At 68.4% G+C, this 26,911-nt stretch carries 23 protein-coding genes; 13 read left to right on the top strand and 10 right to left on the bottom strand.

Features of this window, described 5'->3' with window-relative positions; genetic code table 11:
* Positions 1-622: 622 nt before the first annotated feature.
* The 8 genes from BKK79_RS21770 to BKK79_RS21740 all read left to right on the top strand — a co-directional run bounded on the left by BKK79_RS21770 (position 623) and on the right by BKK79_RS21740 (position 11,920).
* Entirely contained in the window at positions 623-2,089 is a 1,467-nt protein-coding gene (locus tag BKK79_RS21770; RefSeq protein ID WP_071038767.1) for an extracellular catalytic domain type 1 short-chain-length polyhydroxyalkanoate depolymerase, read from the top strand.
* Between the two features lie 242 nt (positions 2,090-2,331).
* A complete protein-coding gene (locus BKK79_RS21765) occupies positions 2,332-4,497 on the top strand; it encodes a 3-hydroxybutyrate oligomer hydrolase family protein (protein WP_157128617.1) in 2,166 nt (721 codons plus the stop codon).
* A gap of 642 nt (positions 4,498-5,139) precedes the next feature.
* Positions 5,140-7,077, top strand: a complete 1,938-nt coding sequence (locus tag BKK79_RS21760; protein WP_071040282.1) for an acyl CoA:acetate/3-ketoacid CoA transferase — start codon at positions 5,140-5,142, stop codon at positions 7,075-7,077.
* A gap of 209 nt (positions 7,078-7,286) precedes the next feature.
* On the top strand, positions 7,287-7,409 hold the full coding sequence (locus BKK79_RS41610; RefSeq protein ID WP_231908221.1) for an HAD family hydrolase: 123 nt from the start codon (positions 7,287-7,289) through the stop codon (positions 7,407-7,409).
* A gap of 253 nt (positions 7,410-7,662) precedes the next feature.
* Positions 7,663-8,667 (top strand): GlxA family transcriptional regulator, encoded by a 1,005-nt coding sequence (locus BKK79_RS21755; RefSeq protein ID WP_071038765.1) that lies wholly within the window; start codon positions 7,663-7,665, stop codon positions 8,665-8,667.
* Positions 8,668-8,868: 201 nt separating this feature from the next.
* A complete protein-coding gene (locus tag BKK79_RS21750) occupies positions 8,869-9,432 on the top strand; it encodes a tautomerase family protein (RefSeq protein ID WP_071038764.1) in 564 nt (187 codons plus the stop codon).
* 173 nt (positions 9,433-9,605) lie between these two features.
* The gene (locus tag BKK79_RS21745; protein ID WP_071038763.1) at positions 9,606-10,988 is read left to right on the top strand and encodes an MFS transporter; all 1,383 of its coding nucleotides are present in this window, start codon (positions 9,606-9,608) and stop codon (positions 10,986-10,988) included.
* A gap of 383 nt (positions 10,989-11,371) precedes the next feature.
* Positions 11,372-11,920, top strand: a complete 549-nt coding sequence (locus BKK79_RS21740; protein WP_071018772.1) for a GNAT family N-acetyltransferase — start codon at positions 11,372-11,374, stop codon at positions 11,918-11,920.
* On the opposite strand, the gene BKK79_RS21735 is transcribed toward BKK79_RS21740, so the two are convergent.
* The 3 genes from BKK79_RS21735 to BKK79_RS21725 form a co-directional block, all read right to left on the bottom strand.
* The gene (locus BKK79_RS21735; protein WP_071038762.1) at positions 11,878-13,086 is read right to left on the bottom strand and encodes a GGDEF domain-containing protein; all 1,209 of its coding nucleotides are present in this window, start codon (positions 13,084-13,086) and stop codon (positions 11,878-11,880) included. The genes BKK79_RS21740 and BKK79_RS21735 overlap by 43 nt on opposite strands.
* Positions 13,087-13,310: 224 nt before the next feature.
* On the bottom strand, positions 13,311-14,318 hold the full coding sequence (locus BKK79_RS21730) for a tripartite tricarboxylate transporter substrate binding protein (protein WP_071018776.1): 1,008 nt from the start codon (positions 14,316-14,318) through the stop codon (positions 13,311-13,313).
* Between the two features lie 75 nt (positions 14,319-14,393).
* Positions 14,394-15,587: a M20 aminoacylase family protein gene (locus BKK79_RS21725; RefSeq protein ID WP_071038761.1), complete on the bottom strand. Its 1,194-nt coding sequence runs from the start codon at positions 15,585-15,587 to the stop codon at positions 14,394-14,396.
* A 141-nt stretch (positions 15,588-15,728) separates the two neighbouring features.
* Here BKK79_RS21725 and BKK79_RS21720 point away from each other — a divergent pair, with 141 nt between their 5' ends.
* Entirely contained in the window at positions 15,729-16,637 is a 909-nt protein-coding gene (locus BKK79_RS21720; RefSeq protein ID WP_071018791.1) for a LysR family transcriptional regulator, read from the top strand.
* 155 nt (positions 16,638-16,792) lie between these two features.
* On the opposite strand, the gene BKK79_RS21715 is transcribed toward BKK79_RS21720, so the two are convergent.
* Entirely contained in the window at positions 16,793-17,365 is a 573-nt protein-coding gene (locus tag BKK79_RS21715; protein WP_071038760.1) for an NADPH-dependent FMN reductase, read from the bottom strand.
* A 215-nt stretch (positions 17,366-17,580) separates the two neighbouring features.
* On the bottom strand, positions 17,581-19,086 hold the full coding sequence (locus BKK79_RS21710; RefSeq protein ID WP_071038759.1) for an aminotransferase class V-fold PLP-dependent enzyme: 1,506 nt from the start codon (positions 19,084-19,086) through the stop codon (positions 17,581-17,583).
* Positions 19,087-19,528: 442 nt separating this feature from the next.
* Between BKK79_RS21710 and leuB the strand changes: the two genes are divergently transcribed.
* The gene (gene leuB / locus BKK79_RS21705; RefSeq protein ID WP_071038758.1) at positions 19,529-20,623 is read left to right on the top strand and encodes a 3-isopropylmalate dehydrogenase; all 1,095 of its coding nucleotides are present in this window, start codon (positions 19,529-19,531) and stop codon (positions 20,621-20,623) included.
* Here leuB and BKK79_RS21700 read toward each other — a convergent pair.
* The 4 genes from BKK79_RS21700 to BKK79_RS21685 form a co-directional block, all read right to left on the bottom strand.
* Positions 20,602-21,405 (bottom strand): ABC transporter permease, encoded by an 804-nt coding sequence (locus BKK79_RS21700; RefSeq protein ID WP_071040281.1) that lies wholly within the window; start codon positions 21,403-21,405, stop codon positions 20,602-20,604. The two genes, leuB and BKK79_RS21700, sit on opposite strands and share 22 nt — an antisense overlap.
* 32 nt (positions 21,406-21,437) lie before the next feature.
* Positions 21,438-22,274: an ABC transporter permease gene (locus tag BKK79_RS21695; protein WP_071038757.1), complete on the bottom strand. Its 837-nt coding sequence runs from the start codon at positions 22,272-22,274 to the stop codon at positions 21,438-21,440.
* 5 nt (positions 22,275-22,279) lie between these two features.
* Complete coding sequence (locus BKK79_RS21690; RefSeq protein WP_071038756.1) at positions 22,280-23,137, bottom strand: ABC transporter ATP-binding protein; 858 nt, start codon at positions 23,135-23,137, stop codon at positions 22,280-22,282.
* Positions 23,138-23,246: 109 nt separating this feature from the next.
* Positions 23,247-23,510 (bottom strand): helix-turn-helix domain-containing transcriptional regulator, encoded by a 264-nt coding sequence (locus BKK79_RS21685; protein ID WP_071038755.1) that lies wholly within the window; start codon positions 23,508-23,510, stop codon positions 23,247-23,249.
* A 134-nt stretch (positions 23,511-23,644) separates the two neighbouring features.
* Here BKK79_RS21685 and BKK79_RS39225 point away from each other — a divergent pair, with 134 nt between their 5' ends.
* Both BKK79_RS39225 and BKK79_RS21680 read left to right on the top strand, forming a co-directional pair.
* Positions 23,645-23,878 carry a hypothetical protein gene (locus BKK79_RS39225; protein WP_084085037.1) on the top strand — a complete coding sequence of 78 codons (234 nt, stop codon included), beginning with the start codon at positions 23,645-23,647 and terminating at the stop codon, positions 23,876-23,878.
* A gap of 50 nt (positions 23,879-23,928) precedes the next feature.
* Entirely contained in the window at positions 23,929-24,366 is a 438-nt protein-coding gene (locus tag BKK79_RS21680) for a DUF29 domain-containing protein (RefSeq protein WP_071038754.1), read from the top strand.
* Between the two features lie 129 nt (positions 24,367-24,495).
* On the opposite strand, the gene BKK79_RS21675 is transcribed toward BKK79_RS21680, so the two are convergent.
* On the bottom strand, positions 24,496-25,479 hold the full coding sequence (locus BKK79_RS21675; RefSeq protein WP_071040280.1) for a LysR family transcriptional regulator: 984 nt from the start codon (positions 25,477-25,479) through the stop codon (positions 24,496-24,498).
* A 122-nt stretch (positions 25,480-25,601) separates the two neighbouring features.
* On the opposite strand from BKK79_RS21675, the gene BKK79_RS21670 reads away from it, so the two are divergent.
* Positions 25,602-26,753, top strand: coding sequence for an ABC transporter substrate-binding protein (locus BKK79_RS21670; RefSeq protein WP_071038753.1), 1,152 nt, complete (start codon positions 25,602-25,604; stop codon positions 26,751-26,753).
* Positions 26,754-26,911: the final 158 nt, after the last annotated feature.

The following is a 26,911-nucleotide window of genomic DNA, read 5'->3' as shown; positions in this document are numbered from 1 at the left end:
TCCAGTTCCACCATCCGTAAGCTGCTTGCCCCTGAATCGAGGCTTCGGGCCTGAGGCATCGCTTCGTCAATGGAGCGAACGACTGTCGTGCGCTGACGGGCAAGGCAGCGACGCCGGACGTTGTGGGGCGGTGGTGCGGCGCCTTGAGGCGCGGCCGGGAACGTCGCCGCGGCCGAACGCGGTGGCCGGGGCGGCCCCAGCCTTCGGCAGTCGGGGAGATCCATGATCTTTGTTTAGTACATATGACATTAATGATAAAAGTACTAAACGTGGCATGAAGCGTGTCATTTCGGGGCAGATCGCGGGCGATCGCGCTGGCCGGCCGGCACGGTCGCCGGCAGCCTTCCCGGACACGAGGCGCCGCGGGCCGAGCGCTTGCGGCGTGGCGCCGGCCCGGCGGCGCAGGCCATGCGAGCCCTGTCGCAACGATGGGTTGACAGCCGCCCCGCGCTCCCACTAGCATGAAACATGAATCAGCTGTCATGTTCAGGACTGTGCCTCGGCCGCAGCCTTTGCGTCACTGGTCGACTCCGCTTCAGGCCTGTTCCAGGCGTCTCCAGCCTGCCGTTCTGGCAGCGCTGGCAATCCCGAAGACATCCACAAAAGAAGGCGAGGAGACATCATGGCGAGAAGACTATGGCGACGGATCGCAGGCTGGCTGGCGGCCTGCGTGGCGATCTTGTGCACATTTCCATTGCATGCCGCCACGGCGGGGCCTGGTGCATGGAGCAGCCAGCAGACCTGGGCGGCGGACGCCGTCAATGGCGGTAACCTGACGGGCTACTTCTACTGGCCGGCCAGCCAGCCGACCACGCCCAACGGCAAGCGCGCGCTCGTCCTGGTGCTGCACGGGTGCGTGCAGACGGCCTCGGGCGATGTCATCGACAACGCCAATGGCGCCGGCTTCAACTGGAAGTCGGTCGCCGACCAGTATGGCGCCGTGATCCTGGCCCCGAATGCCACGGGGAACGTCTACAGCAACCATTGCTGGGACTACGCGAACACCTCGCCCAGCCGCACGGCCGGTCACGTCGGCGTCCTGCTGGACCTCGTCAATCGCTTCGTCACCAATTCGCAGTACGCCATCGACCCCAACCAGGTCTACGTGGCCGGCCTGTCCTCCGGTGGCGGCATGACCATGGTGCTGGGCTGCATCGCGCCGGACATCTTCGCCGGCATCGGCATCAACGCCGGTCCGCCGCCGGGCACCACCACCGCGCAGATCGGCTACGTGCCGTCAGGCTTCACGGCGGCGACGGCGGCGAACCAATGCAAGGCATGGGCAGGCTCCAACGCGGGCAAGTTCTCCACGCAGATCGCCGGCGCGGTCTGGGGCACCTCGGACTACACCGTGGCGCAGGCGTACGGCCCGATGGATGCGGCGGCCATGCGTCTCGTCTACGGCGGCACCTTCACGCAGGGTTCGCAGGTGTCGATTTCGGGCGGCGGCACCAATACGCCGTACACCGACAGCAACGGCAAGGTGCGCACCCATGAGATCCCGGTCTCCGGCATGGCCCACGCGTGGCCGGCCGGCACCGGCGGCGACAATACCAACTATGTCGATGCCACCCACATCAACTATCCGGTCTTCGTCATGGACTACTGGGTCAAGAACAACCTGCGCGCCGGCAGCGGGACGGGGCAGGCGGGCAGCGCGCCGACGGGGCTTGCGGTCGCGGCAACGACCTCCACATCGGTCTCGCTGTCGTGGAACGCCGTCGCCAATGCCAGCAGCTATGGCGTCTACCGCAACGGCAGCAAGGTCGGTTCGGCGACGGCCACCGCTTATACCGATTCCGGCCTGATCGCCGGCACGACCTACAGCTACACCGTGACCGCGGTCGATCCGACGGCAGGGGAAAGCCAACCCTCGGCCGCCGTATCGGCGACGACCAAATCGTCCTTCACCTGTACCGCCACCACGGCCAGCAACTACGCGCACGTGCAGGCCGGGCGCGCGCACGACAGTGGCGGCATTGCCTACGCGAACGGCTCGAACCAGAGCATGGGGCTCGACAACCTCTTCTACACGAGCACGCTGGCACAGACGGCCGCCGGCTACTACATCGTCGGCAATTGTCCATGACTACCTCGCCGGGAGTGCGGGGCGACCCTCTCGCACAGATGGTCTGATCCGGCACGCCCGCCGCAAGGCTGGCCGTGCCCGGTGGAACTGCCAGTCCACCCCGTGGCGGGTGGTGCGGCAGGCTATGCCTTCGCGACCTTGCCTCCGCCCGCCCGGCGATCGATTTGCAGTGGATATCAAAAACAGGAGACAGAATGAAAACGATACAAGGGAAGAGTCCGGGCCGCTGGTATTCGCGCGGCATGCTGCTGGCAGCGATGGCGGCGTCCGGCGTCATCGGCCTGGCGGCTTGCGGTGGCGGCAATGATGACAACTCAGCAGGCAACCATGGCAATGCCGGAGGCAACGGCAACAACAACGGCAATACGGTGAGCAATACCAAGCCGTCGTTCGTCGGTACCGTGACCGTCAGGCGCTTCGACGGTGTGAGCGACGACTTGCTGACCGCGGGCCTGGGCGCCTCCGGGCTGGCCTCGGCCACGGCACCCGCCGTGGCCAACGCCGTTGCGCCGACCGCGGCAGAGCTGCGGCGCCTGACCATCTACAACAACTATCGCGCCTTGATCGACACCAGCGCCAAGGGGGGCTACGGCACACTCTACGGCCCCAACGTCGATGCCGACGGCAACGTCACCTCCGGCAATGGCATGGTGGCCGGCGCGGAGTATGTCGCGTACTCGGATGACGGCTCCGGCCAGCAGAACGTGGTGCTGCTGGTGCAGATCCCCGACGCATTCGATGCCGCGCATCCGTGCATCATCACCGCGACCTCGTCGGGTTCGCGCGGTATCTACGGGGCCATTTCGACCGGTGAGTGGGGACTCAAGCGCAAGTGCGCCGTCGCCTATACCGACAAGGGCACCGGCGCCGGCCCGCACGACCTGGCCACCGATACGGTGCCGCTGCAGGACGGCACGCGCACGACGCGTACGCTCGCCGGCAGCCAGGCGCAATTCGCCGCGCCGCTCGCCGCGAGCCGGCTTGCCGCCTTCAACGTGGCAACGCCCAACCGGCTGGCGTTCAAGCATGCGCACTCGCAGCGCAACCCCGAGAAGGACTGGGGCCTCTTCACGCTGCAGGCGGTGCAGTTCGCCTTCTGGGCCATCAACGACAAGCTGGGCGTCTCCAGCGGGCAGACCGTCAGCCAGTTGCCGGTGCGTCCCGGCAACACCATCGTGATCGCTTCCAGCGTGTCCAATGGTGGCGGCGCGGCGATTGCGGCGGCGGAGCAGGACACCGACAACCTGATCGATGGCGTGGCGGTCGGCGAGCCCGCGCTGAGCCTGCCGCCCTCGATCAACGTGCAGGTCCAGCGCGGCGGCGCAACGTTGCCGATCAACGGCAAGCCGCTGTTCGACTACGTCAGCTATGCCAACGAGTTCCGGCTGTGCGCGGCGCTGTCGGCCAGCGTGGCGAGCGCGCCGACGCAGGCTTACTTTGCCGTGGCGTTCGGCTGGCCTGCCAGCGTGCAGGCGAACCGCTGCGCAGCGCTGCACGCCAAGGGCCTGTTGTCGTCCACCACCACGGCGGCGCAGGCCGACGAGGCGCTGCAGAAGATGCGCGACTACGGTTGGGAGCCCGAATCCGACCTCCTGCATGCCTCGATGGCGTACTTCGAGATCGATCCGTCGGTGGCCACCACCTTCGGCAACGCCCTGGCGCGCGCCAGCGTGTTCGACAACCTGTGCGACCTCAGCTTTGCGGCGGTGGATGGCTCGTTCCACCCGGCCACGATGAACGCCACGCTGCTGGCGCAACTGGCCGCGACCGGCAACGGTATCCCGCCCACGACCGGCGTGCAGTTGATCAACAACCTTGCCCAGGGTGGCGCGGCGCAGAGCAGGCAGTCGATCGACTCCTCCGGTACGCAGGCCGCCAACCTGGATGGCGCGCTGTGCCTGCGCAACCTGCTGAGCGGCAGTGACGCCGCCTCGCAGGCGCTGCAGCTTGGCCTGTCGCAGACGCTGCGCAGCGGCAATCTGCGTGGCAAGCCAGCCCTGATCGTGCAGGGGCGCAACGATGCCCTGCTGCCGGTCAACCACGGCGCCCGCCCGTACCTGGGCCTCAATGCGCGGGTCGATGGGAGCAGCAAGCTGTCGTATATCGAGGTCACGAACGCGCAGCACTTCGACGGCTTCATTGATCTGTTGCCGGGATACGACTCGCTCTTCGTGCCCTTGGCCGTCTATGAGCAACGCGCGCTCGACGCCGTGTACGCGAACCTGAGGAGCGGCACGCCGCTGCCACCGTCGCAAGTGGTACGCACGACGCCGCGCGGCGGTGCGGCAGGAGCGGCGCCGCCGATCACGGCCGCCAACGTGCCGAACTTCACCATGACTCCGGCTGCCGGTGACCGTATCCAGGTGAGCGTCTCGGGTGGCGTGGCGACGGTTTCCGTGCCGAACTGAGGAGAGCATCGGGTGGCGGCGGGCCTGCTGGCGCGCCGCCACCCGGGCCGCCTGTGTACGTGACGGTGGCGGGCCGTAGTGCGCCGCCGTGGTTGAGGCCATGTCGTCGTCGCACATAGTGCGCACCACGCCGGCAAATCGGCCCCGTGTCTCGATTTGGAGACGGCTTTTCCACGAGTGGAGATATCGCCGTCGCCTTCATTTCTGGCGTTCTCCGCGGCTTCTGGGGGCGATAGTGGCCCGTGGAGCGCGGATCGCACCAGCAGTTGTCTCCAATCCGGGACGGTTCGTGGCTGCAAGCGCCGGCCCGGCGGGCCCGCGTGCTTGCCGGGCCCCACCAGGACGGCCGCGGTGCCGCGCGGAACAAGGGATTTGGCTCCGGTGGCACGCTTTGTGCGAAGTCCCGCGTCCGCACGGTGCTCCCCGTGGCCGGACTGGCAAGCAGAGAGCCGGATCAGGACGTGCGGCTAATCACTTGCCTCAAGACAGCCGTCGATTCGCTGCGGGATCGCAGTGCATGGCTGGATGGGCATCACACCATAGCGCCAGCCGACGGAGCGCAGCTCAAGGCGCGCAGGAGACAACAAGGTGAGCGATTTCTTGGCCAGGCAAGACCTCTACGGCACACAGACCGGCAAGCTCATGAGCGCGCGCCAGGCCGTGCAATGGATACGTGACGGCGATACCGTTGCCACCGGCGGCTTCGTCGGTATCGGCTTCGCCGAGAACATCGCGGTCGCGATGGAAGAGTTGTTCCTGGAAAGCCAGGCTGGCGAGGCATCGGACCTGCGCTGTCCACGCAATCTGACACTGGTGTACGCGGCCGGGCAGGGCGATGGCAAGGACCGGGGGCTGAACCACCTCGGCCACATCGGTCTCGTCCGGCGTGTGATCGGGGGGCACTGGGGCCTGGTGCCGCGCCTGGGGGAACTGGCCGTCAACAACGCGATCGAGGCGTGGAACCTGCCGCAGGGGGTGATCTGCCACCTGTTTCGCGATATCGCTGCAGGGAAGCCCGGCACCTTGACGCGCGTCGGCCTCGGAACCTTTGTCGATCCACGGTGGGGCGGGGGAAAGCTCAATGCCCGCACGCAGGCCGACCTGGTGCGGCTGATGCCGATCGACGGCCGCGAGTATCTCTTCTACAAGGCATTGCCGATCCACGTCGGGATCATCCGTGGCACCACGGCCGATCCCGACGGCAATATCACGATGGAGCGCGAGGCGCTGACGCTCGAGGCACAAGCCATCGCGATGGCCGCGCACAACTGCGGTGGCATCGTCATCGCGCAGGTCGAGCGCCTGGCGGAGCGCGGCACGCTCAAGCCGCGCGAGGTGAAGATTCCGGGGGTGATGGTCGACGCCGTGGTGGTGGCCGAAAAGCCCGAATACCACATGCAGACATTTTCCACGCCATACAGCGCGGCCTTCGCGGGGGAGTTGCGCGTGCCGCTGTCGAGCATCGGCAGCATGCCGCTGAACGCCCGGAAGATCATCGCCCGGCGCGCGGCGATGGAAATACGCAACAACGACGTGGTCAACCTGGGCATCGGCATGCCGGAGGGCATCGCAAACGTGGCCGCCGAAGAGCAGATCATCGATCTGCTGACGCTGACGGCGGAGCCAGGGGTGATCGGCGGCATCCCGGCCAGCGGACTGAACTTCGGCGCCGCGACCAATCCACAGGCCGTGATCGACCAGCCCAGCCAGTTCGATTTCTACGATGGCGGCGGGCTCGACGTGGCCTTTCTCGGCCTGGCGCAGGCGGACGCGGAAGGCAACGTCAACGTCAGTCGCTTCGGCCACCGCCTGGCTGGGGCGGGCGGCTTCATCAATATCTCGCAGAACGCGCGCAAGGTCGTCTTTGTCGGCACCTTCACCGCCGACAAGTTCGAGCTCGCCGTCGCAGACGGCAAGCTGAGCGTGCGCCACGACAGGCCGGCATCGAAGTTCGTCGATGCCGTGGAGCACCGGACCTTCAGTGGTGGATTCGCCCGGGAGGACGGCACGGTGGTCCTGTACATCACCGAGCGATGCGTATTCGAACTGGGCGAGTCCGGGCTCGAGCTGACCGAGATCGCACCGGGGATCGATCTGCAGGAGGACATTCTTTCGCACATGACCTTCCGCCCGGTCGTGCGCACGCCGCTGAAAATCATGGACGCTCGCATCTTTGCCCACGCCCCGATGGGATTGCGTGCGCAGTTGCTGGATCTGCCGATGGCGAAACGCCTGCGCTACGACGCAGGGAGCAAGTGTCTCTATATCAATCTCGAGGGCATGGAGGTGCGCAGCGTCGAGGATATCGAGCGTATCCGCCGCGCGGTCGAGGAGCGCCTGGCGCCGGTCGGCGAGAAGGTATCCGCCATCGTCAACTATGAACATTTCAGTTTCCTGCCGGAGCTGGCCCAAGCCTATGCGGGGATGATGGCCGATCTGAGCGAGCGCTACTACCGCAGTGTGACGCGCTATACCACCAGCGCCTTCGAGCGCGCTCAACTCAAGAGCGCATTGGCACAGCACCTGGGAGAACTCCGGCTGTTTTCCAGCGAGAACGAAGCGGGGGAGCATCTGGAATAGTCCACGGCGTCAGGGAAAATGCACCCGAGCGGCGGTGCCTCCAGGTCGCAGGCCAGGCGCAAAGCGCAGCCATGGCACGGAGATGGCGAGCCTTTGCAACGACGCATACGGAGGCGCTGTCGATCGGGGGGGCTTGTCGAATGACGCAGTGGACCAGGGCCCGGGCGTGCCGGGCATAGCAAGAGCCGCCGGCTCGCAGGAGATGGCACGTGACAGGCCAGCAGACCGCCGCCGTGATGTTCGACTTCGACCTCACGCTGGCCGATTCTTCCAGCGGCATCCTCGAATGCACCCGCCATGGGCGGCGGGGGTGCGCTTCGTGGGCGTGGTGAGCGGGGCGATGTCGCGCCGGGACTGGTCGGCGCGGGGCGAGGTGGCGATCAGGGAGCATATCGGGGAGGTGGCTGGCCGCGTGCGGGCAGGCGGGATTTGCCCTGGCGACTGGTCCGGCTGAAACCCGTAGGGCAGGACGTGCCGGCCGCTTTCACATCGGTGCGTGTCTCGGTTGCATTGCGCGCGTGCCGCCCGGTCCGCTTGCCCTTGGGATGTTAGGATCGGCCCCATACAAGGCCATTCCTGCCAACCATGCCTCTTATCCGCATCTGGGCGCTGGACCACGCGCTGGGCTCGGGCATTGCCGCCCCGATCGACATCCTGCTGGCCGCCAACCGCCTGGCCGGCGCGGCGGCCGGGGGCAGGTCCGGCGCGGTGTTCCGCTGGCGCGTCGAATCGCTCGATGGCGCACCGGTGCGTTCGGCTGCCGGCCAGATGATCGCGGTGGACGGCCGCATCGACGGCGGCAGCGCGGCCGATGCCGTGTGGGTGGCCGGGCCGTTCGTGTCCGACGTCGACAAGCTGCTGGGTCGCCCCGCGCGCCTGGCGCCGCTGCTGGCGGCCCTGCGCCGCCAGCATGAGCGCGGCACCTTGCTGGCGGCCTATTGCACGGGAACCTTCCTGCTGGCGGAGGCGGGTTTGCTCGATGGCCGCAGGGCGACCACGCACTGGTCGCGGGCGGCGAGCTTCGGCGCGCGCTATCCGGCGGTGGAGCTGCGCGCCGCCGAGGTGCTGACGGAGCAGGATGGCATCCTGTGCAGCGGTGCGGTCACCTCGTACCAGAGTCTCGCGTTGCAGCTGGTGGAGCGGCTGGCGGGAGAGAAGCTGGCGGCGGCCACGGCCAAGGTGATGCTGATCGACCGTCACCGTGACTCGCAGGACACCTTCATCGACCTCGACCGCATCGACCGGCTGGAGCACGACGATCCGCTGGTGGCCCAGGCCCAGCGCTGGATGCAGAAGCACCTGCGCGAGCCCTTCAACCTCGCGCGCTTGTGCGAGCGGCTCGCGGTCAGCGAACGCACGCTCAACCGCCGCTTCAAGCAGGCCGTCGGCGCTCCACCGCTCAAGTACCTGCAGACCCTGCGCATGGAGGTGGCCAAGCGCCTGCTGGCGGAGCAGCGCATCGCCATCGAGGCGGTGTGCGAACGGGTCGGCTATAGCGACCTGAGCGGCTTCCGGCAGTTGTTCAAGCGCGTCGCGGGCGTGTCGCCGAGCGAGTACCGGCGCCGCTTCGCGCGTCAGCCCGCGCAATGATGGCGGGTCCGCCGCCGGCCCGGCGGCGGTGCCTGCAGCGGGCATTGTCCTGTCCGAAATCCCGCTGTCTGAAATGCCACCGTGTAATGGCAGTTCGGCCACTTATCAGGTCCCGGGGCGCATCCCTACACTGGCCTCCAGTCGCCCCGGTGGTCGGGGCGGCAGCACGAGAGACTGCGAGCCAGTCGACAGGAGTCCGCCATGCCCATGATCGATGCCTACCTGCCGCAGGGGGCGCTGCCCCCGGAGGCCGAAGCGCAGCTGATGCGCGATCTGACCGATATCCTGATCCAGCACGAAGGCCTCGACCCGCGCAATCCGCGCGTGCGCGACGTCACCTGGATCTTCGTCCACCGGCCGGCGGCGGTGTACCGCGCCGGCGAGCCGGCCACCGCGCCGATCTACCGCATCGTGCCCTCGGTGCCCGAAGGGCAGTACACCGATGCCGCGCGCGCCGGGCTGGTGAAGGAAGTGACCGCTGCGGTAGCGCGCGCGGAAGGTGTGCCGGCCGACGTCATCGGCAAGCGGGTCTGGGTCTTCCCCACCGAAGTGAATGACGGTTGCTGGGGCGCCCGCGGCGCGGTGCGCCGGCTGCCGGACATCATGGAGTCCTTCGGTGGCGCCACGTTGTGCGAGCTGGGAGAGCGCCGCCTGGCGGCAAAGCGGCGCGTGGATGCCGGCCGGCTCATCGGCGCGCTGGCCGGGGCGCTGGCCGGAGGTGAAGACGGCGGTGCGGACCATAGCGAGAACGTCAAGGCATCCTGAGCCCAGGGATCGGCGGGGAGCGGCAAGCGTCGCCGGCGCGAGGCAAGTCTTCTATGCGAGACCGGCCGGCCACGCAGCCGCCGGCGCAGGGTGCCGCACCCCTGCCGGCCGGAACCCCGCCGGCCGCCGGGTTGTCTATACATTATCGCTATGGACATGCTGGGGGCATGCAAATGGATCCCGCACCATCCGGGGTTGAGTCCCCCTCCGTGATACCCCTGTCCGAAACGGAGGCACGCCGCCAGTTGCGCCGCGCCGTGATCGCCAGCACCGTCGGCACCACCATCGAGTGGTACGACTTTTTCCTCTACAGCACGGTGACCGGCCTCGTGTTCGCCAAGCTGTACTTCCCTGAATCCGATCCCCTGGTCGGCACCCTGCAGGCCTTCCTGATCTACGCGGTCGGTTTTATCGCCCGGCCGATCGGCGCGGCCATCTTCGGGCACTACGGCGATCGCATCGGCCGCAAGGCGACCCTGGTGGCCACGCTGCTGCTGATGGGCCTGGCCACCTTCGCCGTCGCCTTCGTGCCATCCTACGCGCGGATCGGCATCTGGGGCGCGGTCCTGCTGACGCTGCTGCGCTTCGTCCAGGGCGTGGGCGTCGGCGGCGAGTGGGGCGGCTCGGTGCTGATGTCGATGGAGTGGGCGCGCACCGACGCGCATCGCGGCCTGGTCGCCTCCTGGCCGCAGTTCGGCGTGCCGGCCGGGCTGTTCCTGGCCAACCTCGCCGTGCTGGCCGTGAGCCGGCTGAGCGGCGACGCTTTCCTGGCCTGGGGCTGGCGCATTCCTTTCCTGCTCAGCATCGTGCTGGTCGCCATCGGCCTCTATATCCGCCTGAACATCCTCGAGACGCCGGTCTTCGCGCGGCTGCTGGCCGAGCATCGCATCGAGAAGGCGCCGATGCTGCAGGTGATCCGGCGCCAGCCCGGGGACATCCTGCTGTCGGCGCTGGTGCGCATGGCAGAGCAGGCGCCGTTCTACATCTTCACGGCCTTTGTCTTCACCTATGGCGTGATGACGCTCGGCATGTCGCGCGACCTGCTGCTGACCGCCGTGCTCGCCGCCGCGGTGCTCGAGTTCTTCACCATCCCGTTCTTCGGCCACCTGTCCGACCTGCTGGGGCGCCGCCGCATGTACATCGCGGGCGCGCTGGCGGTGGGCGTGTTCGGCTTCTTGTACTTCGCCATGGTCGACACCCGCAACCCGGCCTGGGTGTTTGCCGCGATCGTGCTTTCGCTGGTGCCGCACGCGATGATGTACGGCCCGCAGGCCGCGCTGATCGCCGAGACCTTCACCGGGCGGCTGCGCTACAGCGGTGCGTCGATGGGCTACCAGCTCGCCTCGGTGATCGCCGGCGGCCCGGCGCCGCTGATCGCCACGGCGCTGTTCGCCCGCTACCACTCCGGCTATGCGATCGCCATCTACGTGCTGGTGTGCGCGGCGCTCAGCGTGTTTGCCGCCTCGCGGCTGCGCGACTACACCAACCAGGATATCTCGCGCGAATATGACGATGCGTCGGCGCATGGCGGAGGGCATGCGCCGCACGCCTTGTGAGCCTGGATCGCAAGCGGGATAGCAGGGCGCGGGACCGTCCGTGCCAGCTCATGCTGCTGCTCCTCTCGTTCGTCGGCTTCTCTGCCGTGCTGCAGGCTCCGGGGTTGGAGGTCGTGGGTTGAAGGGCGGGATATCGGCCCGGCGCTGCTCAAGATCTTGCTGCAGGCCTCCGCTTCCTGGTGTATCGGCATCATCGGCGTGGCGGGCATGCTGACCGCAGCGGTGCCGGCTCGATGATCCTGATGACGGCGGCTACGCTGGTCGCCAACAATGTGTACGGTCCGTTCCGTCGGTGGCCTCCAGGCCCGGCCGGTAACACGGCATAATCCTCGGCACGAGGCCTGGCGCGCGGCGCCGGCCCATCCGTACACCCAGGAGCTTCCATGACCCCCCAAGACCCGCGCGACGGTATTTCCCTGATCGACTGCACCGAAGCGGAGCACGCGCCGGCCATCCTCGAGATCCTGAACGAGGCGATTGCCAATTCCACCGCCCTGTACGACTACCGGCCCCGTCCGCCCGAGGCGATGGCGGCCTGGTTCGCGGCGAAGCGCGCCGGCGGCTTCCCGGTGATCGGTGCCGTCGACGGCGCGGGCACGCTGCTGGGCTTCGCCAGCTGGGGCACCTTCCGGGCGTTCCCGGCGTACAAGTACACGGTGGAACACAGCATCTACGTGCACCACGAGCACCGCGGGCGCGGTCTCGGCGTGCGCCTGCTGGAGGAGGTGGTCCGGCGCGCGCGGGAGGCGCAGGTGCATGTGCTGGTGGGGTGCATCGATGCTTCCAACGCCGGCAGCATCGGCCTGCACACCCGGCTGGGATTCGTCCACGCGGGGACCATCCAGCAGGTCGGATTCAAGTTCGGGCGCTGGCTCGATGCCGCCTTCTATCAGCTCACGCTGGAGACGCCGGCCTGCCCGGTGGATGGTTGAGGCGGGCGCGGGTCGCGCCGCGCCACTTCGAGGCGGTTGCCGCCCAGTGACTTGGCACGGTACAAGGCCCGGTCCGCCGCGGCGAGCCCGTCGGCCAGTGTGGGCAGGTCGTGCTCGAACTGCGCAAGGCCGATGCTGACCGTCGCCGCGATGCCGGGGCCGTCGACCTGCCGGGCCACCGTCTCGGCGAAACGGCCCGCCACGGCCTCGCCCAGTGCCCGCGCGCGGCGCGCGCCGTCGCCGCACAGCAGTGCGGCGAACTCCTCGCCGCCGATGCGGGCCAGGATGGCCTCGGGTCCCAGCACGCCGCGAGCGGTCTCCGCGAAGGCCGCCAGTACCTGGTCGCCTGCCTGGTGGCCGTAGCGGTCGTTGATGGCCTTGAAGTGATCGAGGTCGAAGGCGAGCATGGCGAGCGGCCCGCCTTGCGCCGCGCCGCGCATCAGGCGCCCGCCCTGTTCGAAGAACCAGCGGCGGTTGCCCAGGCGGGTCAGGTAGTCGGTCTGCGATTCGCGCAGCAGTTGTCCGTGGGTTTCCTCGCGCACCAGCTTCAGCAGGGTCATCGGCAGGATGACCGAGTACAGCACGCCCTCATACATCGTGATCTGGCTGGCAAGCATTTGCATGGGCTCCCCGCCGGCCGTCACCAGCCACGGCAGGACGAAGGTCCGGGCCGCGTAGATCAGCGCATGCAGGGCCGCCACCGCGACCACGATGCGCCGCGCATGGAGCGCCTTCATCGCCTCGCAGCGCCGCATCTCCCACGCGGTCAGGCCGCTGATGAGCGCGATCGGGAGCGCGCTGGCGTAGTTCCAGATGGCGTCCTGCCAATGCACTCCGCCGGCCACCCAGACCAGCGCCATGGCGAGCAGCAGGCCGGCGGAGGCGGCGCGGTACTGCCGCCCGCGCAAGGAGGCGACGCCGGCGAGGACCAGCAGGTGGCCGCACAGCATGACCAGGTTGGCGATGGCGGAGCCGACCGCGCCGGGCAGGTCGTGGCGAAGCAGCACCGCGATGCAGCCAAGCGCCAGCGTGCCGAATCCTGCCGCCAGGATCCGCAGCGACCGGCTGCGCCGTGGGTGTGTCCGATGCTCCCAGAACATCATCCCCGCACTGGCGAGAAGCGTTCCGACCGCAAGAAAGTAAAGGGTGAGGAGATCGACGTGCATCCCGAATATCAAGGCATGGCGCCGGTACATCGCGGCGGCAGCCGAATTCTACGTGGGAAACACGAGGGAGCGCGGGGGGCGGGCAGATCCGTGCGCCGCCGGGCGAGCCGAAGTTGCGGGCGCTTCACCCGGGCGCCGGCATCGCGGCAGCCAGGGCGGTTCCCGCCCTGGCGGGGCCGTCCGATCGGGCGGCACGGCCGGGCGCGGCCGCGCCCGGCCGCACGCTAGGCGACCGCCTTGCGCCCGACGCTGCGCAGCAATTGCGTGACGCGGCCCATGTACTGGTCGAAGCACTGGTCGGCCTGGGCCTGGCTGTCGATGGGCCGCTCCACGGTGCGGCCTTCGGCCTCCAGCCTGGCGCGGACGTCGGGCTTGGCCAGCGCTTCGCCGATGGCCTTGCGCAGTGCCGCGACGCGCTCGGCCGGCGTGCCCTGCCTGACGAAGTAGCCGCCGCTGATGGTGTATTCGAAGTCGGGTACCTGGCGGCTCAGCGAGATCAGCGGGATGTGCCTGAGCGGCGCCGGCAGCGCGCGCGAGAAACTCGTCAGCACCTTGAGCCGCCCCATTCCCTGCATGCTGTCGAAGCTCGACTGGTAGGGCAGGATGGCGAAGTCCACTTCGCCGCCGGCGAGGCCCTGCAGCGCCGGCGCGGCGCCCTTGTAGGGCACGTGCAGGAAGGTCGCGCCGGTGCGCGCGCCGAGGGCGTCGCCCATCAGGTGGTAGATCGAGTCGATGCCGACGGTGGCGTAGGTGAGCGGCTTGCTCCGGTTCTGCCTGGCCAGGTCCAGGAACTTGTCCAGCGAGTCGGCCGCGAGGCCGCTGCGCACGAGCAGCACGATGTTGGCGTCGCTGACCGGGGCGGCCAGCAGGAAGTCCTGGGGCTTGTAGCGGGCGGAGGGGTTCAGCAGCGGGGCGAGGAATACCTCGTTGATCGAGCCGGCGAAGAAGGTATAGCCGTCGGCCGGCGCCGCCAGCACCTTGTTGGCGCCGATCAGCCCGGTGCCGCCGCCGTAGTTCTCCACCACGACCTGCTGTTTCACGCTCTTGCCGATGGACTCCGCGAAGATGCGCGCGGACGCATCGGTCGCGCCGCCGGCAGGGTAGGGCACCACCAGCGACAGCGGCCGGCTTGGATAAGGTTCCGCCGCCCGGGCGGGCAGGCCGGCGAGCAGCGTGGAGCCGGCGCCCAGGCCGGCGTACTGGAGGAAGCGGCGGCGTGTCTGCGAGGTCATGGTTGTCTCCCTGTCTGACGATGGCTTGTGGTTTCTTGTGGTTTCTTGTGGATTCGGGGGGGCGGTCGGATGGGCTCAGGCGAGGTAGCTCTGCGCCAGGCTGGCCCAGAACGCCGCCCCGACCGGCAGCGCCCTGTCGTTGAAGTCGTACAGGGGGTTGTGGACCATGCAGCCGCCGTCCTCGCCGAGGCCGTTGCCGAGCCGGATATAGGCGCCGGGACGATGCTCCAGCATGTAGGCGAAGTCTTCGCTGCCCATCACCGGCCCGCGCGCCACCACCTTGTCCTCGCCCAGCAGCCGCACCGCCACTTCGCGCGCGCGCTCGGTCTGGCGCTCGTGATTGACCAGCACCGGATACTTGCGCTCGTAGACCACCTCGGCTTCGAGCTGGAAGCTGCGGGCCTGGGCCGCGACGAAGTCGCGCAGGCGCGCTTCGATATGGGTGCGCACCTTGGGATCGAGCGCCCGCACGCCGATCTTGATGGTCGCGCTTTCGGGTACCACGTTGTAGGTGGCGCCCGCCTGGATCGAGCCCACGGTGATGACTGCCGCCTTCAGCGCGTCGATCTCGCGGCTGACGATGGACTGCAGGCCGAGCACCATGCTGGCCGCGCCCTGCATCACGTCGATGCCGTGGTGGGGCATGGCGCCGTGGGCCGAGCGCCCGTGCAGCGTCACCGTGGCGCGGTCGAACGAGGCCATGGCCGGGCCGGCGATCAGGCCGACCTGGCCGACCGGCAGGCCGGGCGTGTTGTGCAGGGCGTAGACCTCATCGCAGGGAAATCGCTCGAACAGGCCGTCCTCCAGCATGCGCAGCGCGCCGCCCTCGTTTTCCTCGGCAGGCTGGAAGATCAGGTTCAGCGTGCCGTTGAAGTCAACGGATTCGGCCAGATAGCGCGCCGCGCACAGCAGGATGGCGGTGTGGCCGTCATGCCCGCAGGCGTGCATCTTGCCGGGCAGCGTGCTGGCGTAGTCCAGCCCGGTCTTTTCCTGGATCGGCAGCGCATCCATGTCCGCGCGGATGCCGAGGGCGCGCGTGCCCGAGCCCTTGCGCAGCCGGCCGACCACGCCGGTCGTGCCGAGGCCGCGATGGACCTCGTAGCCCCAGGCGGCCAGCCGTTCGGCGACGAGGTCGCTGGTGCGGCGTTCCTCGAAGGCCAGTTCGGGATGCGCGTGGATCCGGTGGCGGATGGCGACGAACTCCGGGGCGATGGCGTCGATGGCGCGCAGCAAGGCGGAAGGGGTGGCGGGGGCGGTGGATGCGGTCATGGTGCGCTGGGATCGGGGGTGGTTGGTCGCATTATCCGCAGAGGCGTCCGTCGCATCCATGACAGCGGAAGCGGAGAATCGTTGTATAAATGACAACATTCGAATCACCGCATACGAGGCGCCGGCGCCATGGAAGAACGGATGGAGGATGTGCTGGACCGCAGGCGGGCGCTGTGCCTGCTGCAGATCATCGAGACCGGCTCGGTGCGCGGCGCGGCGGATGTGCTGTCGCTGGACCCGTCGGTGGTCAGCCGCGCCGTGGCCAAGCTGGAGCAGGACACCGGCCTGACGCTGCTGGAACGGCGCGGACGGGGCGTGGTGGTGACCGATGCCGGGCGCATGCTCGCGTTGTTCGCGCGCCGCCAGCAGGACCTGCACGACACCTTCCTGGCCGAGGTGAACAGCCTGAAGAACGCCCAGCGCGGCCACATCGAACTGGCCTTCGGCGAGGGCTTCATCGACATGGTGCTCGAACCCGTGCTGCGCGACTTCCTGGTCGCGCATCCGGGCGTGACCTACAACATCCGCGTGGCCGGCACCGAAGAGACCGTGCGCTGCATCGTCGAAGACATGGCGCATATCGGCCTGGTGTTCCAGCCGCCCAACGACGCGCGCCTGCGCTCGCATTATTCCCGGCTCTCCCCGATCCGCGTGCACGTGCGCAAGGACCATCCGCTCGCACGCCGGCGCAAGGCGCTGAGCCTGGCCGACCTGGCGCCGCACCAGGGCGCGGCACTGGTCGAGTCCTTCGGCGTGCGCAAGCACGTGCAGGCAGCGGAACTGGACGAGCAGGTCACGCTGAAGCCGATGCTCGTCACCAACTCGTTCAAGGTGCTATGGGAGTTCGCCGCGCTGGGGCTCGGCTACATCATGACGCCGCGCTCGATCCCGCTGCAAGGCGCGCAGTTCACCGACCTGGTGTCGCTGCCGCTGGCCAACCCGATCCTGAACCACAGCCGGATCCATGTGGTCACGCGCAGCGGGCGGCCGTTGTCGCCGGTGGCGGGCAGGCTGCTGCGGCATGTGGTGGAGGTGTTTCCGAAGGTTTGAGCGCGCCGGTCGCTCGCTGGCGGCCACGCGCTGCCATGCGCGCTCCGTCAAGCCCTGTTCGAACTGCAGGGTGCCTGCAGGGTGCCGTATGAGAACAGCCGTTCGCTGGCTTGCAGGGTATCTGGCATGCGTCCTCCGTTTCGGGAGGATCGATCTTACCCGCCCCGGCCAGGCGGGGCCGTGCGCCCGGCGTCGTGCCCCTGGACTTGGGCGATGGCCGCCGTGAAGTCGCGCAGGAACTCGCCGATCTGCGCGGCGTATGGCGGGGCATGCAGCAACGTCGCGATGTCCTCCGGCGTCCTGCCGATCAGCGGGATTCGCAGGAACGGTTGCTCCAGGAAGCTGCTGCTTACCGTCGCGAGCACGAGCCTCAGCGAGGCCAGCATGTCATCGCCCCGGTGCGAGCCGTGCACCAGGGCCACCGGCTTGCCGACGATCTCGAAGCGGGAGACCATCCAATCGATGGCGTTCTTGAGGCCGCCCGGGATGGCGCGGACATACTCGGGGCTCGAGATGATGAGCCCGTCGGCCCGGGCGACGAGGTCCAGGAACCTGGCGACTTCGAGCGGGGCATGTTGCTCGAAGTCCGGGGAAAAGACCGGCAGCCTGTCGAGATGGTGAAAGACCGAGAACTCGATGCCGGCCGGCGCGAGCGCCTGCATCGCCTTCAGCATGGCGGTATTGGTGGAGGCCTCGCGGGCGCTGCCGGAGATGGCTAATAGATGCATGGGAACGAGGTAGAGGCGGGTTTCCTTACGGAGGCGGTTCCACCTCTGCGCGGGTGGCTGCTACCCGCATCATAGCCCCGTGGCCTCGGCGCGACGACGGCCTTGGCGCGTCGGCAAAGGCCATGCCATCGGAAGCCGGCCGGATGGCGGCATCGCCGGCGTGGAAGCCGGCCCGAGCGGCGGCGCGCTCCGCTCCTCCGCTCGCCAGGCAGCCATCATCGCCCTTGCATGCCGGCCGAATTCCACAGCATCTCCGCGCGCGTGCCCGTGCGGCAGTACGCGAGGACCGGCTTCGGCAGGCCTGCCACCAGCGCGCGGAAGGCCGCGGCGGCCTCGTCGGTGACGCGGCCGGATTCCACCGGCAGGTAGCGCACCGTCATGCCGAGCGCGCCGGCGACCTCAGCGATCTGCGCGAACGGCGTCTGTCCGGCGGCCTCGCCATCGGGCCGGTTGCAGACGATGGAGCGGAAGCCGATGGCGTGCGCGGCGCGTACGTCGGTGCCGCTCAACTGCGCGCTGACACCCACCTCATCCGATAGCTGCTTGACCTGAAGTGTCTGGCCGCTTTCCTCCGCTTCCCGGCAGCGCTCGATGGCCCGGCGGAAACACGCGACCGCAAAGTCGACATCGTCCTGGGTGGTGAAGCGGCCGAGGCTCAGCCGCACCGTGCGTGCCGCGGCGTCCGCGTCCAGGCCGATCGCGGTCAGCACGTGGGACGGCTTGCCGGCCGCCGAGTTGCAGGCTGAGGTGGAAGAGATGGCCAGGTCGTCGCCCAGCATGGAAGGGGAGAAGCCGGGCAGCGCCACGGTCAGGCTGACCGTGTGCGGAATCCGCCTGGCGCCGCGGGCGTTCTGGGTGACGACCCCCAGTGCCCGCACACCGTCCAGCAGGCGTTCGCGCCATTGCGCGATGCGCCGGTTGTCCGACGCCATCTCCGCGCGCGCCAGCTCGCATGCCGTGCCCATGGCGACGATCTGGTGGGTGGCCAGGGTGCCGGAGCGCAGTCCCTGCTCATGGCCGCCGCCGTGCATCTGGCAGGCAATGCGGGGCGCGATATGGCGATTCACATAGAGTGCGCCGATGCCCTTCGGCCCATAGAACTTGTGGGCCGACATCGACAGCAGGTCGATCCCCATCGCCTTCACGTCGATCCCGGTCTTGCCGACGGCCTGTGCCGCGTCGACGTGGAGCAGGGCGCCGGCAGCGTGGACGGCGCGCGCGATCTCCGCGACGTCGGTGAGGGTTCCGATTTCGTTGTTCACCAGCATCAGGGAGACGATGCCGGTGTCCGCGCGCAGTGCCGCGGCGACGGCGGCCGGAGAGATCTCGCCGGCCGCGTCGGGCGACAGGCGGGTGACGGCAACCCCGAGGTGTTCGAGGTGGCATGCCGTGTCCAGGATGGCCTTGTGCTCGAGCCTGCTGGTGACCAGGTGGCGGCGCGCCGGCTCGGCGTCGAAGAAGCCCTTGAGGGCCAGGTTGTTCGACTCGGTCGCGCCGGAGGTCCAGATGATCTCATCGGCCTCCGCGCCGATCAGGCCGGCGACCTGCGCGCGGGCCTGCTCGACCAGCGCCCTGGCCTGCCGCCCCGCGGCATGCGTGTTCGACGCCGGGTTTCCGAAGGCGCCGTCGGCGCCCAGGCAGCCAAGCATTGCCGCGATGACCCGGGGATCCGCCGGGGTCGTTGCCGCGTAATCGAAGTACCGCAGAGTGTCCGTGCTCATGATCCGTCATCCTTGAGAGTGAAGGAAATGTTACGCGGCGCACGCGGAGGGCGATTCCAAAATGGGCTGCAGGTGCGGACCTTATTGGGATGAAATCCTAATAAATAAAAAGAAAAAGGAATAATTTTCCACAGGATGAGCGGACTCTGATACTGGCACTTCCTATACCAGGATCGATGCTTGCCTTGTTGCGCTTCCAGAGCCGGCGAACAATGCGCGTTCACTCACCCATCGCGCGCTCGTTCCGGGCACCGGAGGATCCGTTGCCGCCGCCAGCCCCGTGCTGCGAGAACATGGTGCCGGCTTGGCTAAGCCAGGCAAGTCCATCGCAAGGACCGCGGGCCGGGCAATCCGGCTGCGCGGCCCCGCCGGCTCCAAGCGGCTCCAAGCGGCTCCAAGCGGATCGAGCGTGCGACCTGATTTCGCCAAGGAGCACCTGCCCATGAAGATCGCCATCCTCCCCGGCGACGGTATCGGACCCGAGATCGTCGCGGAAGCCACCAAGGTCCTGGATGCCCTCGACCTGCCAATCGAAATGGACTACGCGCCGGCAGGCGGGGTCGCCTATGCGGCGCACGGCCATCCGCTGCCGGAAGCCACGCTGCAACTGGCGAGAGAGGCCGATGCCGTGCTGTTCGGTGCCGTAGGCGACTGGCGCTACGACCAGCTGGAGCGCCACCTGCGCCCTGAACAGGCCATCCTCGGGCTGCGCCGGCACCTGGGCCTGTTCGCCAATCTCCGGCCGGCGCTCTGCTATCCGCAGCTGGCCGGGGCCTCCAGCCTCAAGCCCGAGCTGGTCTCCGGCCTCGATATCCTGATCCTCCGCGATGCCACCGGCGACGTCTACTTCGGCCAGCCGCGCGGACGCCGCATGGCGGCGGACGGGCATTTCCCGGGCGATGACGAGGGCTTCGACACGATGCGGTATGCGCGTTCCGAGGTCGAGCGCATCGCCCATGTCGCCTTCCAGGCAGCGCGCCGGCGCCGCCGGCGTGTCACCAGCGTGGACAAGGCCAATGTGCTGGAAACCTCCCGGCTCTGGCGCGACGTCATGAGCGAAGTCGGCAAGGCCTATCCGGACGTGGCGCTGGAGCACATGTACGTCGACAACGCGGCCATGCAGCTGGTCAAGGCGCCCAAGGCGTTCGACGTGGTGGTCACCGGCAATATGTTCGGGGACATCCTCAGCGACGAAGCCGCCATGCTCACCGGCTCCATCGGCATGCTGCCGTCGGCCAGCCTGGGGGCGGGCAAGCGGGGACTGTACGAGCCCAGCCACGGCAGCGCCCCGGACATCGCCGGCCAGGGCATCGCCAATCCCCTGGCGACGATCCTGTCGGCCGCCATGATGCTGCGCTTCTCGCTCGCTCAGGCAGACGCCGCGGACCGCATCGAGGCGGCGGTCAGGGATGTCATCGCCTCGGGATTGCGCACGGCGGACATCCATGCCGCAGGCACGACCCGGGTCGGGACATCCGCGATGGGTGACGCCGTCGTCGCCGCCTTGCGCGCGGGTCAGCTGCCGGTCGAGGTGTAGTGGCGCACGCCGATGCGCCAGGCGCCGAAGGCGATGGCGAGGAAGGCGAATCCGGCGAGCGGCGACACCAGCCCGGTCCAGGCCGGCGCGCCGAGCGGATCGGGCTTGCCCAGGATGGCCAGCGCGGGATAGTAGGCCACGCAGGCCAGGGGCACGGCGAAGGTCAGGATGCGGCGGAACCAGGCGGCGTACAGCGCGATCGGGTACTGGGCCGCCTCGACGCCGCCGTAGGTGAACACATTGGCGATCTCCAGGCTCTCGATGGTCCAGAAGGACAGCGTGCCTTGCAGCACGAGGATGCCGAGGAACAGCGCCACGCCGCCCGCCAGCGCGAAGAGGGCGATCGCGGTGGCCGCCGGGGTCCAGGCGATGCCGCCCTGCACGGTGGCGAAGGCCAGCACCATCAGCCCTTGCAGCAGCCGTCCCAGCCGGCTGATGCGCACGTCGTAGCCCATCAGTTGCAGCGCCAGCGGGCGCGGGCGCAGCAGCAGGCGATCGAATTCGCCGGTGCGCAGCAGGGTCGTGCCCAGCACGTCGAAGCCGCGCCCCAGCGCATCGGCGAGGGCGAACATGCAGTTGACCAGCCCGTAGCACAGCGCCACTTCGCCGATCTTCCATCCCTGCACCTCGCCGAAGCGGTGGAACAATGCCCACACCGCCACCACCTCGATGCCGGTGGCGAGGAACTGGCCCAGGGTGAGCATCAGCGCCGAGGCCGGGTAGCGCGCCTGCCCCGCCAGCGAGGACAGGGCGAGGCGGGCGAACAAGGCGAGCGATCCCATGGGCTTCATTTCACGCATTCCCCTCATCGTCCTCATCCCCCCTGGACCTCGAGCCGGCGCATGGTGCGGCCCATGGCCGCGTGGCCCACGCCGACCAGCAGCAGGATCCAGAAGGCCTGCAGGCCCAGTCCCGCCAGCGCCCGCGCGCCGGCCAGCTGCCCGGAGTAGAGGCGCACCGGGATATCCAGCACGCCGGCGAGCGGCTGCATCAGCAGCGCCATCTGCCAGGTGTCCGGCAGCAGTGCCAGCGGCAGCAGGTTGCCGGACAGCACGATCACGATCGGCGTCGCCAGCGCATTGATGCCGCGCTCGTTGAGCGCGGCCGCCGCGGCGATGTTCAGCAGCATCACGAGCGCGGTGGACAGCAGCAGCGCCAGCAGCACCGAGAGCAGGAAGGCCGCGCCCTCGGCCAGGCCGGCAGGCGGCTGCCAGCCCCATTCGCCGAGCCCGGCCAAGGGCAGCGCGATGGCCGCGAACACCAGCATCAGCGCCACGCGCGGCAGCACGCGCGCGGCGGCCCAGCCGGCGGAGCGCGCAAACCACAAGGCATAGGCGTCGACCGGCCGCAGGCGGTCATAGGCCACCGCGCCGGTGCGTACCGACAGCGCGATCTCGGGGTCGCCGCCCCAGGGCAGCAGCGCAAGCAGGCCCTGGGCCATCCACGTATAGGTGACGGACTGCGCCAGCGACATGGGCGCGCTTGCCGCCGCCGCGCCGCCGTAGAAGGCGGCCAGGATCATGATCTTGATGCCGCCCCACCAGCATTGGGTGGCGAAGCCGGCATAGGCCGCCGTGCGGTACTGCAGCATCTGCAGGAAGCGCGAGCGGAAGGCGGCGAGATAGGGGCGCAGGCGGTCGGGCGGCAGCATGCGGGTCAGGCCTCGGCCGCGCCGTGCATGGCGTAGAAGCGCGTGATGACCGCCTCGATGGTCATGCCCTCGTCCTCCGCGTCTTCCGGCAGGCCGTCGTCGAGGCGGCGGGCCGCGACCACCTGCGCGCGCAGGGCGTCGACCGGGCAGTCGGCCAGCACGCGGCCGTGTCCGATCACGATCACGCGCCGGGCCAGGGCCTCGATGTCGTGCATATCGTGCGTGGTCAGCAGCACCGTGGTGCCGCGTTCCCGGTTGGCACGCTGGATGAAGTCGCGTACCGCGAGCTTGGACGGCGCATCGAGCCCGATGGTCGGCTCGTCGAGGAACAGGATGTCGGGCTCGTGCAGCAGCGCCGCGGCGATCTCCGCGCGCATGCGCTGCCCCAGCGACAACTGGCGCACCGGCTGGTCGAGCAGGCGCTCGAGCTGCAGCAGCGCGACCAGTTCGTCGCGCGTGCGCGCGAAGCGCACCGGGTCGACCCGGTAGATATCGCGCAGCAGGGCGAAGCCGTCGCCGACCGGGAGATCCCACCACAGCTGCGTGCGCTGGCCGAACACCACGCCGATGCGCGCCACATGCTTCTCGCGGTCGGCGAAGGGCACGCGCCCGTCGATCTCGACGCGGCCACCGTCGGGCCGCAGGATGCCCGCCAGCACCTTGATGGTGGTCGACTTGCCGGCGCCGTTCGGCCCGATGAAGCCGAGCAGCTCGCCGCGCTCCAGCGTGAACGACACGTCGGCCAGCGCCTCCACCGTGCGATAGCGCGGCCGCGCCAGCGCGCGCAGGGCGCCGAGTACGCCGGGGTCGCGCTCATGGATGCGATAGGTCTTGCGCAGATGGCTGACTACGATCTGAGGCATGGCGGCGGACAATCTCGGCCAAACGGGTGGGGGCGGGATTCTACCGGACGGGTTTGCGTGGCGCAAGGCGTGGCGGCGCGCCACCCGCGGTGGCCGCAGGCCGCAAGGCTTAGATCGGCCGCACTGCCAGCCGCAGTCCCATCGCCTTCAGGATCGACGTCAGGCTGCTCAGCGCCGGGTTGCCTTGCGCGGACAACGTGCGATAGAGCTGCGTGGGATTCAGCCCGGCCTGCCCGGCCACCGCCTGGACCCCGCCGAAGGCCTGCGTCAGCTGCCGCAGCACGGTCAGCAGTTCGCCCTGGTCGCCGCCGGCGATGACGTCGTTGATCACGTCCAGCGCCAGCGCCGGGTCGTCGCGGTACAACTCGGCCATGGCCTCGTCATGGGATCGGCTCCTACGTTTGCGGATGGATTCCGCTCCCCGCTGCTAATCGGGGTGGGCGGACGCAAGGCAGGGTTAGCACTCGTGCTATTCTTTGGTGCACAAGTACACCAAAGAACCAGGCCATGGACGTAGTAAATGAAGACAACGGCGCAGCACTCCGCGCCTTGATCGAGGGCGCTGGAATTACCCAGGCCGAAGCGCTTGCATTGATCAACAGAAGGCAGGCCTTTCCGATACCTATGTCCACTTGGAAATCGTACTTGGCGGCCCCCGACAGTGCCCGGCGACGCAATTGCCCCGAGGCGGTCATCAACCACGCCAAAAAGACTATCGGCAAGCTCAGGCAACAAGCTTGAAGCGGTGCACATCTGCACCTTGAACTGAACACTTTGGATGGAGTCAGTACATGGGTACGTCCTATGAAACGGACGTAGTGGCATGGGCGAGCGAGCAAGCCGCACTGCTTCGCGCTGGCAATCTGTCGGCCATCGACGTCCTGCACATTGCAGAGGAGATCGAGGACGTGGGCAAGAGCGAGCAGCGCGAACTGGCAAGCCGTATGTCCATCCTGCTGGCGGATCTCTTGAAGTGGCAGTTCCAGCCTTCACGTCGCAGCAAGAGTTGGCAGTTCACCATTCGTACCCAGCGCAAGGAGGTTGCCTACGTCCTGAACGAGGCCCCCAGTCTGCGCGGCAAGTTCAACGATGCAGCATGGCTCGACATCGTGTGGTCGAAGGCCCGCAGTATTGCGAACAATGAAACCGGCCTGGACCTCGATGTGTTCCCGGAAGCGTTACCTTGGGCCGTCGATGACGTGCTCTCGCAAGAGTTCTACCCGGAATAGCCAATGACGGTGCCGCAATACGCAAGGCACGCGCTATTTCCGGTGCCACTCGCCAGCACCTGACTCGGAAGACGTCTCACTCGACGTCTTCGCCGTGTCGCCTGCCAGTCGACCACAGTGCCGCGGCGCTTACCGCCGTCTTCCACCGCCTGGCCGCTTCCCGGCGCCGACGCCTGCCCCACCACCCCCCACCGCCTCGATCACCGGATACCGGTCGAAGATCTGCTTGATCCACTGCCGCAGCCAGACGATGGCCGGGTCATGGTGGAAGCGCGGATGCCAGTACTGGCTGAGCGCGAACGGCGGCAGCGTGACGGGTGGCTGTACCGTGCGCACGATGCCGTAGCGGCAGAACACATTGGCGAGTTCCTGCGGCACGGTGGCGATCAGGTCGGGCTGCTCGTCCATCAGCAGCGGTACGGCGAGGAAGTGCGGGGTGTGCAGGTAGATGCGGCGGCGCAGGCCGTGGCTTTCGTAGGCGGCGTCGTAGGCCGGGCTGGTGCGGCCGGCCAGGCTGACGGCGATGTGCGGCATGGTTTCGAACTGCTCGCGGGTGAGGTGCTCGCCGACGTCGCGGTTCTTGGTGCTGACGATGGTGGCGAAGCCGTGCATGAAGATCTGCTGCTGGAACAAGGTTTCCGGCGCGGTGCGTACCGAGCCGAGCAGCAGGTCGGCTTCGCCGGAGGCGAGCAGGGCTTCGATCTGCGGAATGGGGACCTGCATGGTGCGCAGCGTGCAGTGCGGGGCGATGACGCGCAGGTGCTTGATCAGCGGGGGCAGGAAGACCAGTTCGCCCATGTCCGTCATGCATAGCGTGAAGGTGCGCTCCATGGTGGCCGGGTCGAAGCTCGCCTGCGGCAGCACGCGCGTGCGCATGGCGGTCATCACTTCGAGGATGGGGCCGGCCAGGGCCTCGGCCTTGGTGGTCGGCGCCATGCCTTTGCCGGTCTTGACGAAGAGCGGATCGTCGAAGTAGTCGCGCAGCCGGTTCAGGGCGTGGCTCATGGCGCTCTGGGTGAGGCCGAGCTGCTCGGCGGCGCGCGTCACGCTGCGCTCGCGCAGCATGGCGTCGAACACGCTCAGCAGGTTGTAGTCGAAGGCATCGTTATGCATGGCGTACATTCCAATCATGTTCGTCATGAGGTTGAGGCATATTGAGCCGCTGCCTAGACTCCTGTCAACACGCCTCGCAGAAGGCGTCGATCACCGCGATCACCACAACACAGGAGACAACCATGGTCCGTTCCCACCCGCTGGGCTGGCTGCTTGCGCTCGCCGGCTTGTGCAGTCCTGCCGCCTGGGCCGATGTCCAGGTCGGCGTCACGCTGTCCCTCACCGGCCCCGCGGCATCGCTGGGCATTCCGGCCCGCCAGGCGGTCGACATGCTGCCGCGCGAAGTCGGCGGCGAGGCGATCCGCTACACGGTGCTGGACGACGCGTCCGATCCCGCCTTCAGCGTGCGCAACTTCCGCCGCCTGGCCGACGAACAGCAGGTCGACGTGGTGCTCGGCTCCTCGTCGACGCCGGCCACGCTGCCGCTGGCGGCGGTGGCCGCCGAGAAGGGCGTGCCGCTGCTGAGCCTGGCCGCCAGCGCCAAGATCGTGCAGCCGATGGATGCCACGCGCCGCTGGGTCTTCAAGGTGATCCAGAACGAGGCCCTGATGATGCAGGCCACGCTGGCGCGCATGCAGCGGGACGGGGTGCGCACGCTGGCCTTCGTCGGCTTCGGCGACGCCTACGGCGAGGCCTGGCTCGGCGAACTGCGCGCGCAGTTGCCGCCCGCCGGTATCCGGCTGGTGGCCGAGGAGCGCTATGCCAAGACCGATGCCTCGGTGGTGGCGCAGGCGCTGAAGGTCATGGCGGCCAAGCCCGACGCGGTCTTCATCGCGGCCTCCGGCACACCCGGCGCGCTGCCGCAGAAGACCCTGGCCGAGCGCGGCTTCCGTGGCAAGGTCTACCAGACCTACGGCATTGCCAACCGGGATTTCCTGCGCGTGGCCGGCAAGGACGCGGAGGGCGCGATCTTCGCGGTCGGGCCGGTGCTGGTGGCCGGCCAGCTCGCCGGCGCCAACCCGGTGCGCCCGGTCGCCGCCGACTTCGTGCAGCGCTACGAGGCGGCGCACGGCAAGCAGTCGGTATCGGTGTTCGCCGCCAATGTGTGGGACGCCGGCATCGTGCTGCGCCAGGCCCTGGGCAAGGCGCTGGCGACGGCCAGGCCGGGCAGCCCGGCCTTCCGCGCGGCGCTGCGCGATGCGCTGGAGACGACCCGCGACGTGGTGACCACGCAGGGCGTCTGCACCATGTCCGCCACCGACCATTCCGGCTACGACCGCCGCGCGGTGGCGATGGTGCAGATCCAGGGCGGCGACTGGAAGATCGTCGACTGAATCACTGAATCACTGAATCACTGAATCACTGAATCACTGAATCACTGAATTACCCAATCCCCGAATCACTGAAACCGGCCGATGCCCGCCCCACCATGCAGGCGCATCGCGCCGCTGCACATTGCAAAGGCTGGCAATGGCCGTGCCATTGCCGCACC

The organism is Cupriavidus sp. USMAA2-4, from assembly GCF_001854305.1.
Lineage (GTDB): Bacteria > Pseudomonadota > Gammaproteobacteria > Burkholderiales > Burkholderiaceae > Cupriavidus > Cupriavidus malaysiensis.
This window is presented reverse-complemented; position numbering and strand designations above follow the sequence as displayed.

What these genes read in the sequence shown, in the direction of transcription:
- BKK79_RS21770 (WP_071038767.1), top strand. Translation starts at nt 623, where the DNA reads ATGGCGAGAAGACTATGGCGACGGATCGCAGGCTGGCTGGCGGCCTGC.
- BKK79_RS21765 (WP_157128617.1), top strand. Translation starts at nt 2,332, where the DNA reads ATGCTGCTGGCAGCGATGGCGGCGTCCGGCGTCATCGGCCTGGCGGCT.
- BKK79_RS21760 (WP_071040282.1), top strand. Translation starts at nt 5,140, where the DNA reads ATGAGCGCGCGCCAGGCCGTGCAATGGATACGTGACGGCGATACCGTT.
- BKK79_RS21755 (WP_071038765.1), top strand. Translation starts at nt 7,663, where the DNA reads ATGCCTCTTATCCGCATCTGGGCGCTGGACCACGCGCTGGGCTCGGGC.
- BKK79_RS21750 (WP_071038764.1), top strand. Translation starts at nt 8,869, where the DNA reads ATGCCCATGATCGATGCCTACCTGCCGCAGGGGGCGCTGCCCCCGGAG.
- BKK79_RS21745 (WP_071038763.1), top strand. Translation starts at nt 9,606, where the DNA reads ATGGATCCCGCACCATCCGGGGTTGAGTCCCCCTCCGTGATACCCCTG.
- BKK79_RS21740 (WP_071018772.1), top strand. Translation starts at nt 11,372, where the DNA reads ATGACCCCCCAAGACCCGCGCGACGGTATTTCCCTGATCGACTGCACC.
- BKK79_RS21735 (WP_071038762.1), bottom strand. Translation starts at nt 13,086, where the DNA reads ATGCACGTCGATCTCCTCACCCTTTACTTTCTTGCGGTCGGAACGCTT.
- BKK79_RS21730 (WP_071018776.1), bottom strand. Translation starts at nt 14,318, where the DNA reads ATGACCTCGCAGACACGCCGCCGCTTCCTCCAGTACGCCGGCCTGGGC.
- BKK79_RS21725 (WP_071038761.1), bottom strand. Translation starts at nt 15,587, where the DNA reads ATGACCGCATCCACCGCCCCCGCCACCCCTTCCGCCTTGCTGCGCGCC.
- BKK79_RS21720 (WP_071018791.1), top strand. Translation starts at nt 15,729, where the DNA reads ATGGAGGATGTGCTGGACCGCAGGCGGGCGCTGTGCCTGCTGCAGATC.
- BKK79_RS21715 (WP_071038760.1), bottom strand. Translation starts at nt 17,365, where the DNA reads ATGCATCTATTAGCCATCTCCGGCAGCGCCCGCGAGGCCTCCACCAAT.
- BKK79_RS21710 (WP_071038759.1), bottom strand. Translation starts at nt 19,086, where the DNA reads ATGAGCACGGACACTCTGCGGTACTTCGATTACGCGGCAACGACCCCG.
- leuB (WP_071038758.1), top strand. Translation starts at nt 19,529, where the DNA reads ATGAAGATCGCCATCCTCCCCGGCGACGGTATCGGACCCGAGATCGTC.
- BKK79_RS21700 (WP_071040281.1), bottom strand. Translation starts at nt 21,405, where the DNA reads ATGGGATCGCTCGCCTTGTTCGCCCGCCTCGCCCTGTCCTCGCTGGCG.
- BKK79_RS21695 (WP_071038757.1), bottom strand. Translation starts at nt 22,274, where the DNA reads ATGCTGCCGCCCGACCGCCTGCGCCCCTATCTCGCCGCCTTCCGCTCG.
- BKK79_RS21690 (WP_071038756.1), bottom strand. Translation starts at nt 23,137, where the DNA reads ATGCCTCAGATCGTAGTCAGCCATCTGCGCAAGACCTATCGCATCCAT.
- BKK79_RS21685 (WP_071038755.1), bottom strand. Translation starts at nt 23,510, where the DNA reads ATGGCCGAGTTGTACCGCGACGACCCGGCGCTGGCGCTGGACGTGATC.
- BKK79_RS39225 (WP_084085037.1), top strand. Translation starts at nt 23,645, where the DNA reads ATGGACGTAGTAAATGAAGACAACGGCGCAGCACTCCGCGCCTTGATC.
- BKK79_RS21680 (WP_071038754.1), top strand. Translation starts at nt 23,929, where the DNA reads ATGGGTACGTCCTATGAAACGGACGTAGTGGCATGGGCGAGCGAGCAA.
- BKK79_RS21675 (WP_071040280.1), bottom strand. Translation starts at nt 25,479, where the DNA reads ATGCATAACGATGCCTTCGACTACAACCTGCTGAGCGTGTTCGACGCC.
- BKK79_RS21670 (WP_071038753.1), top strand. Translation starts at nt 25,602, where the DNA reads ATGGTCCGTTCCCACCCGCTGGGCTGGCTGCTTGCGCTCGCCGGCTTG.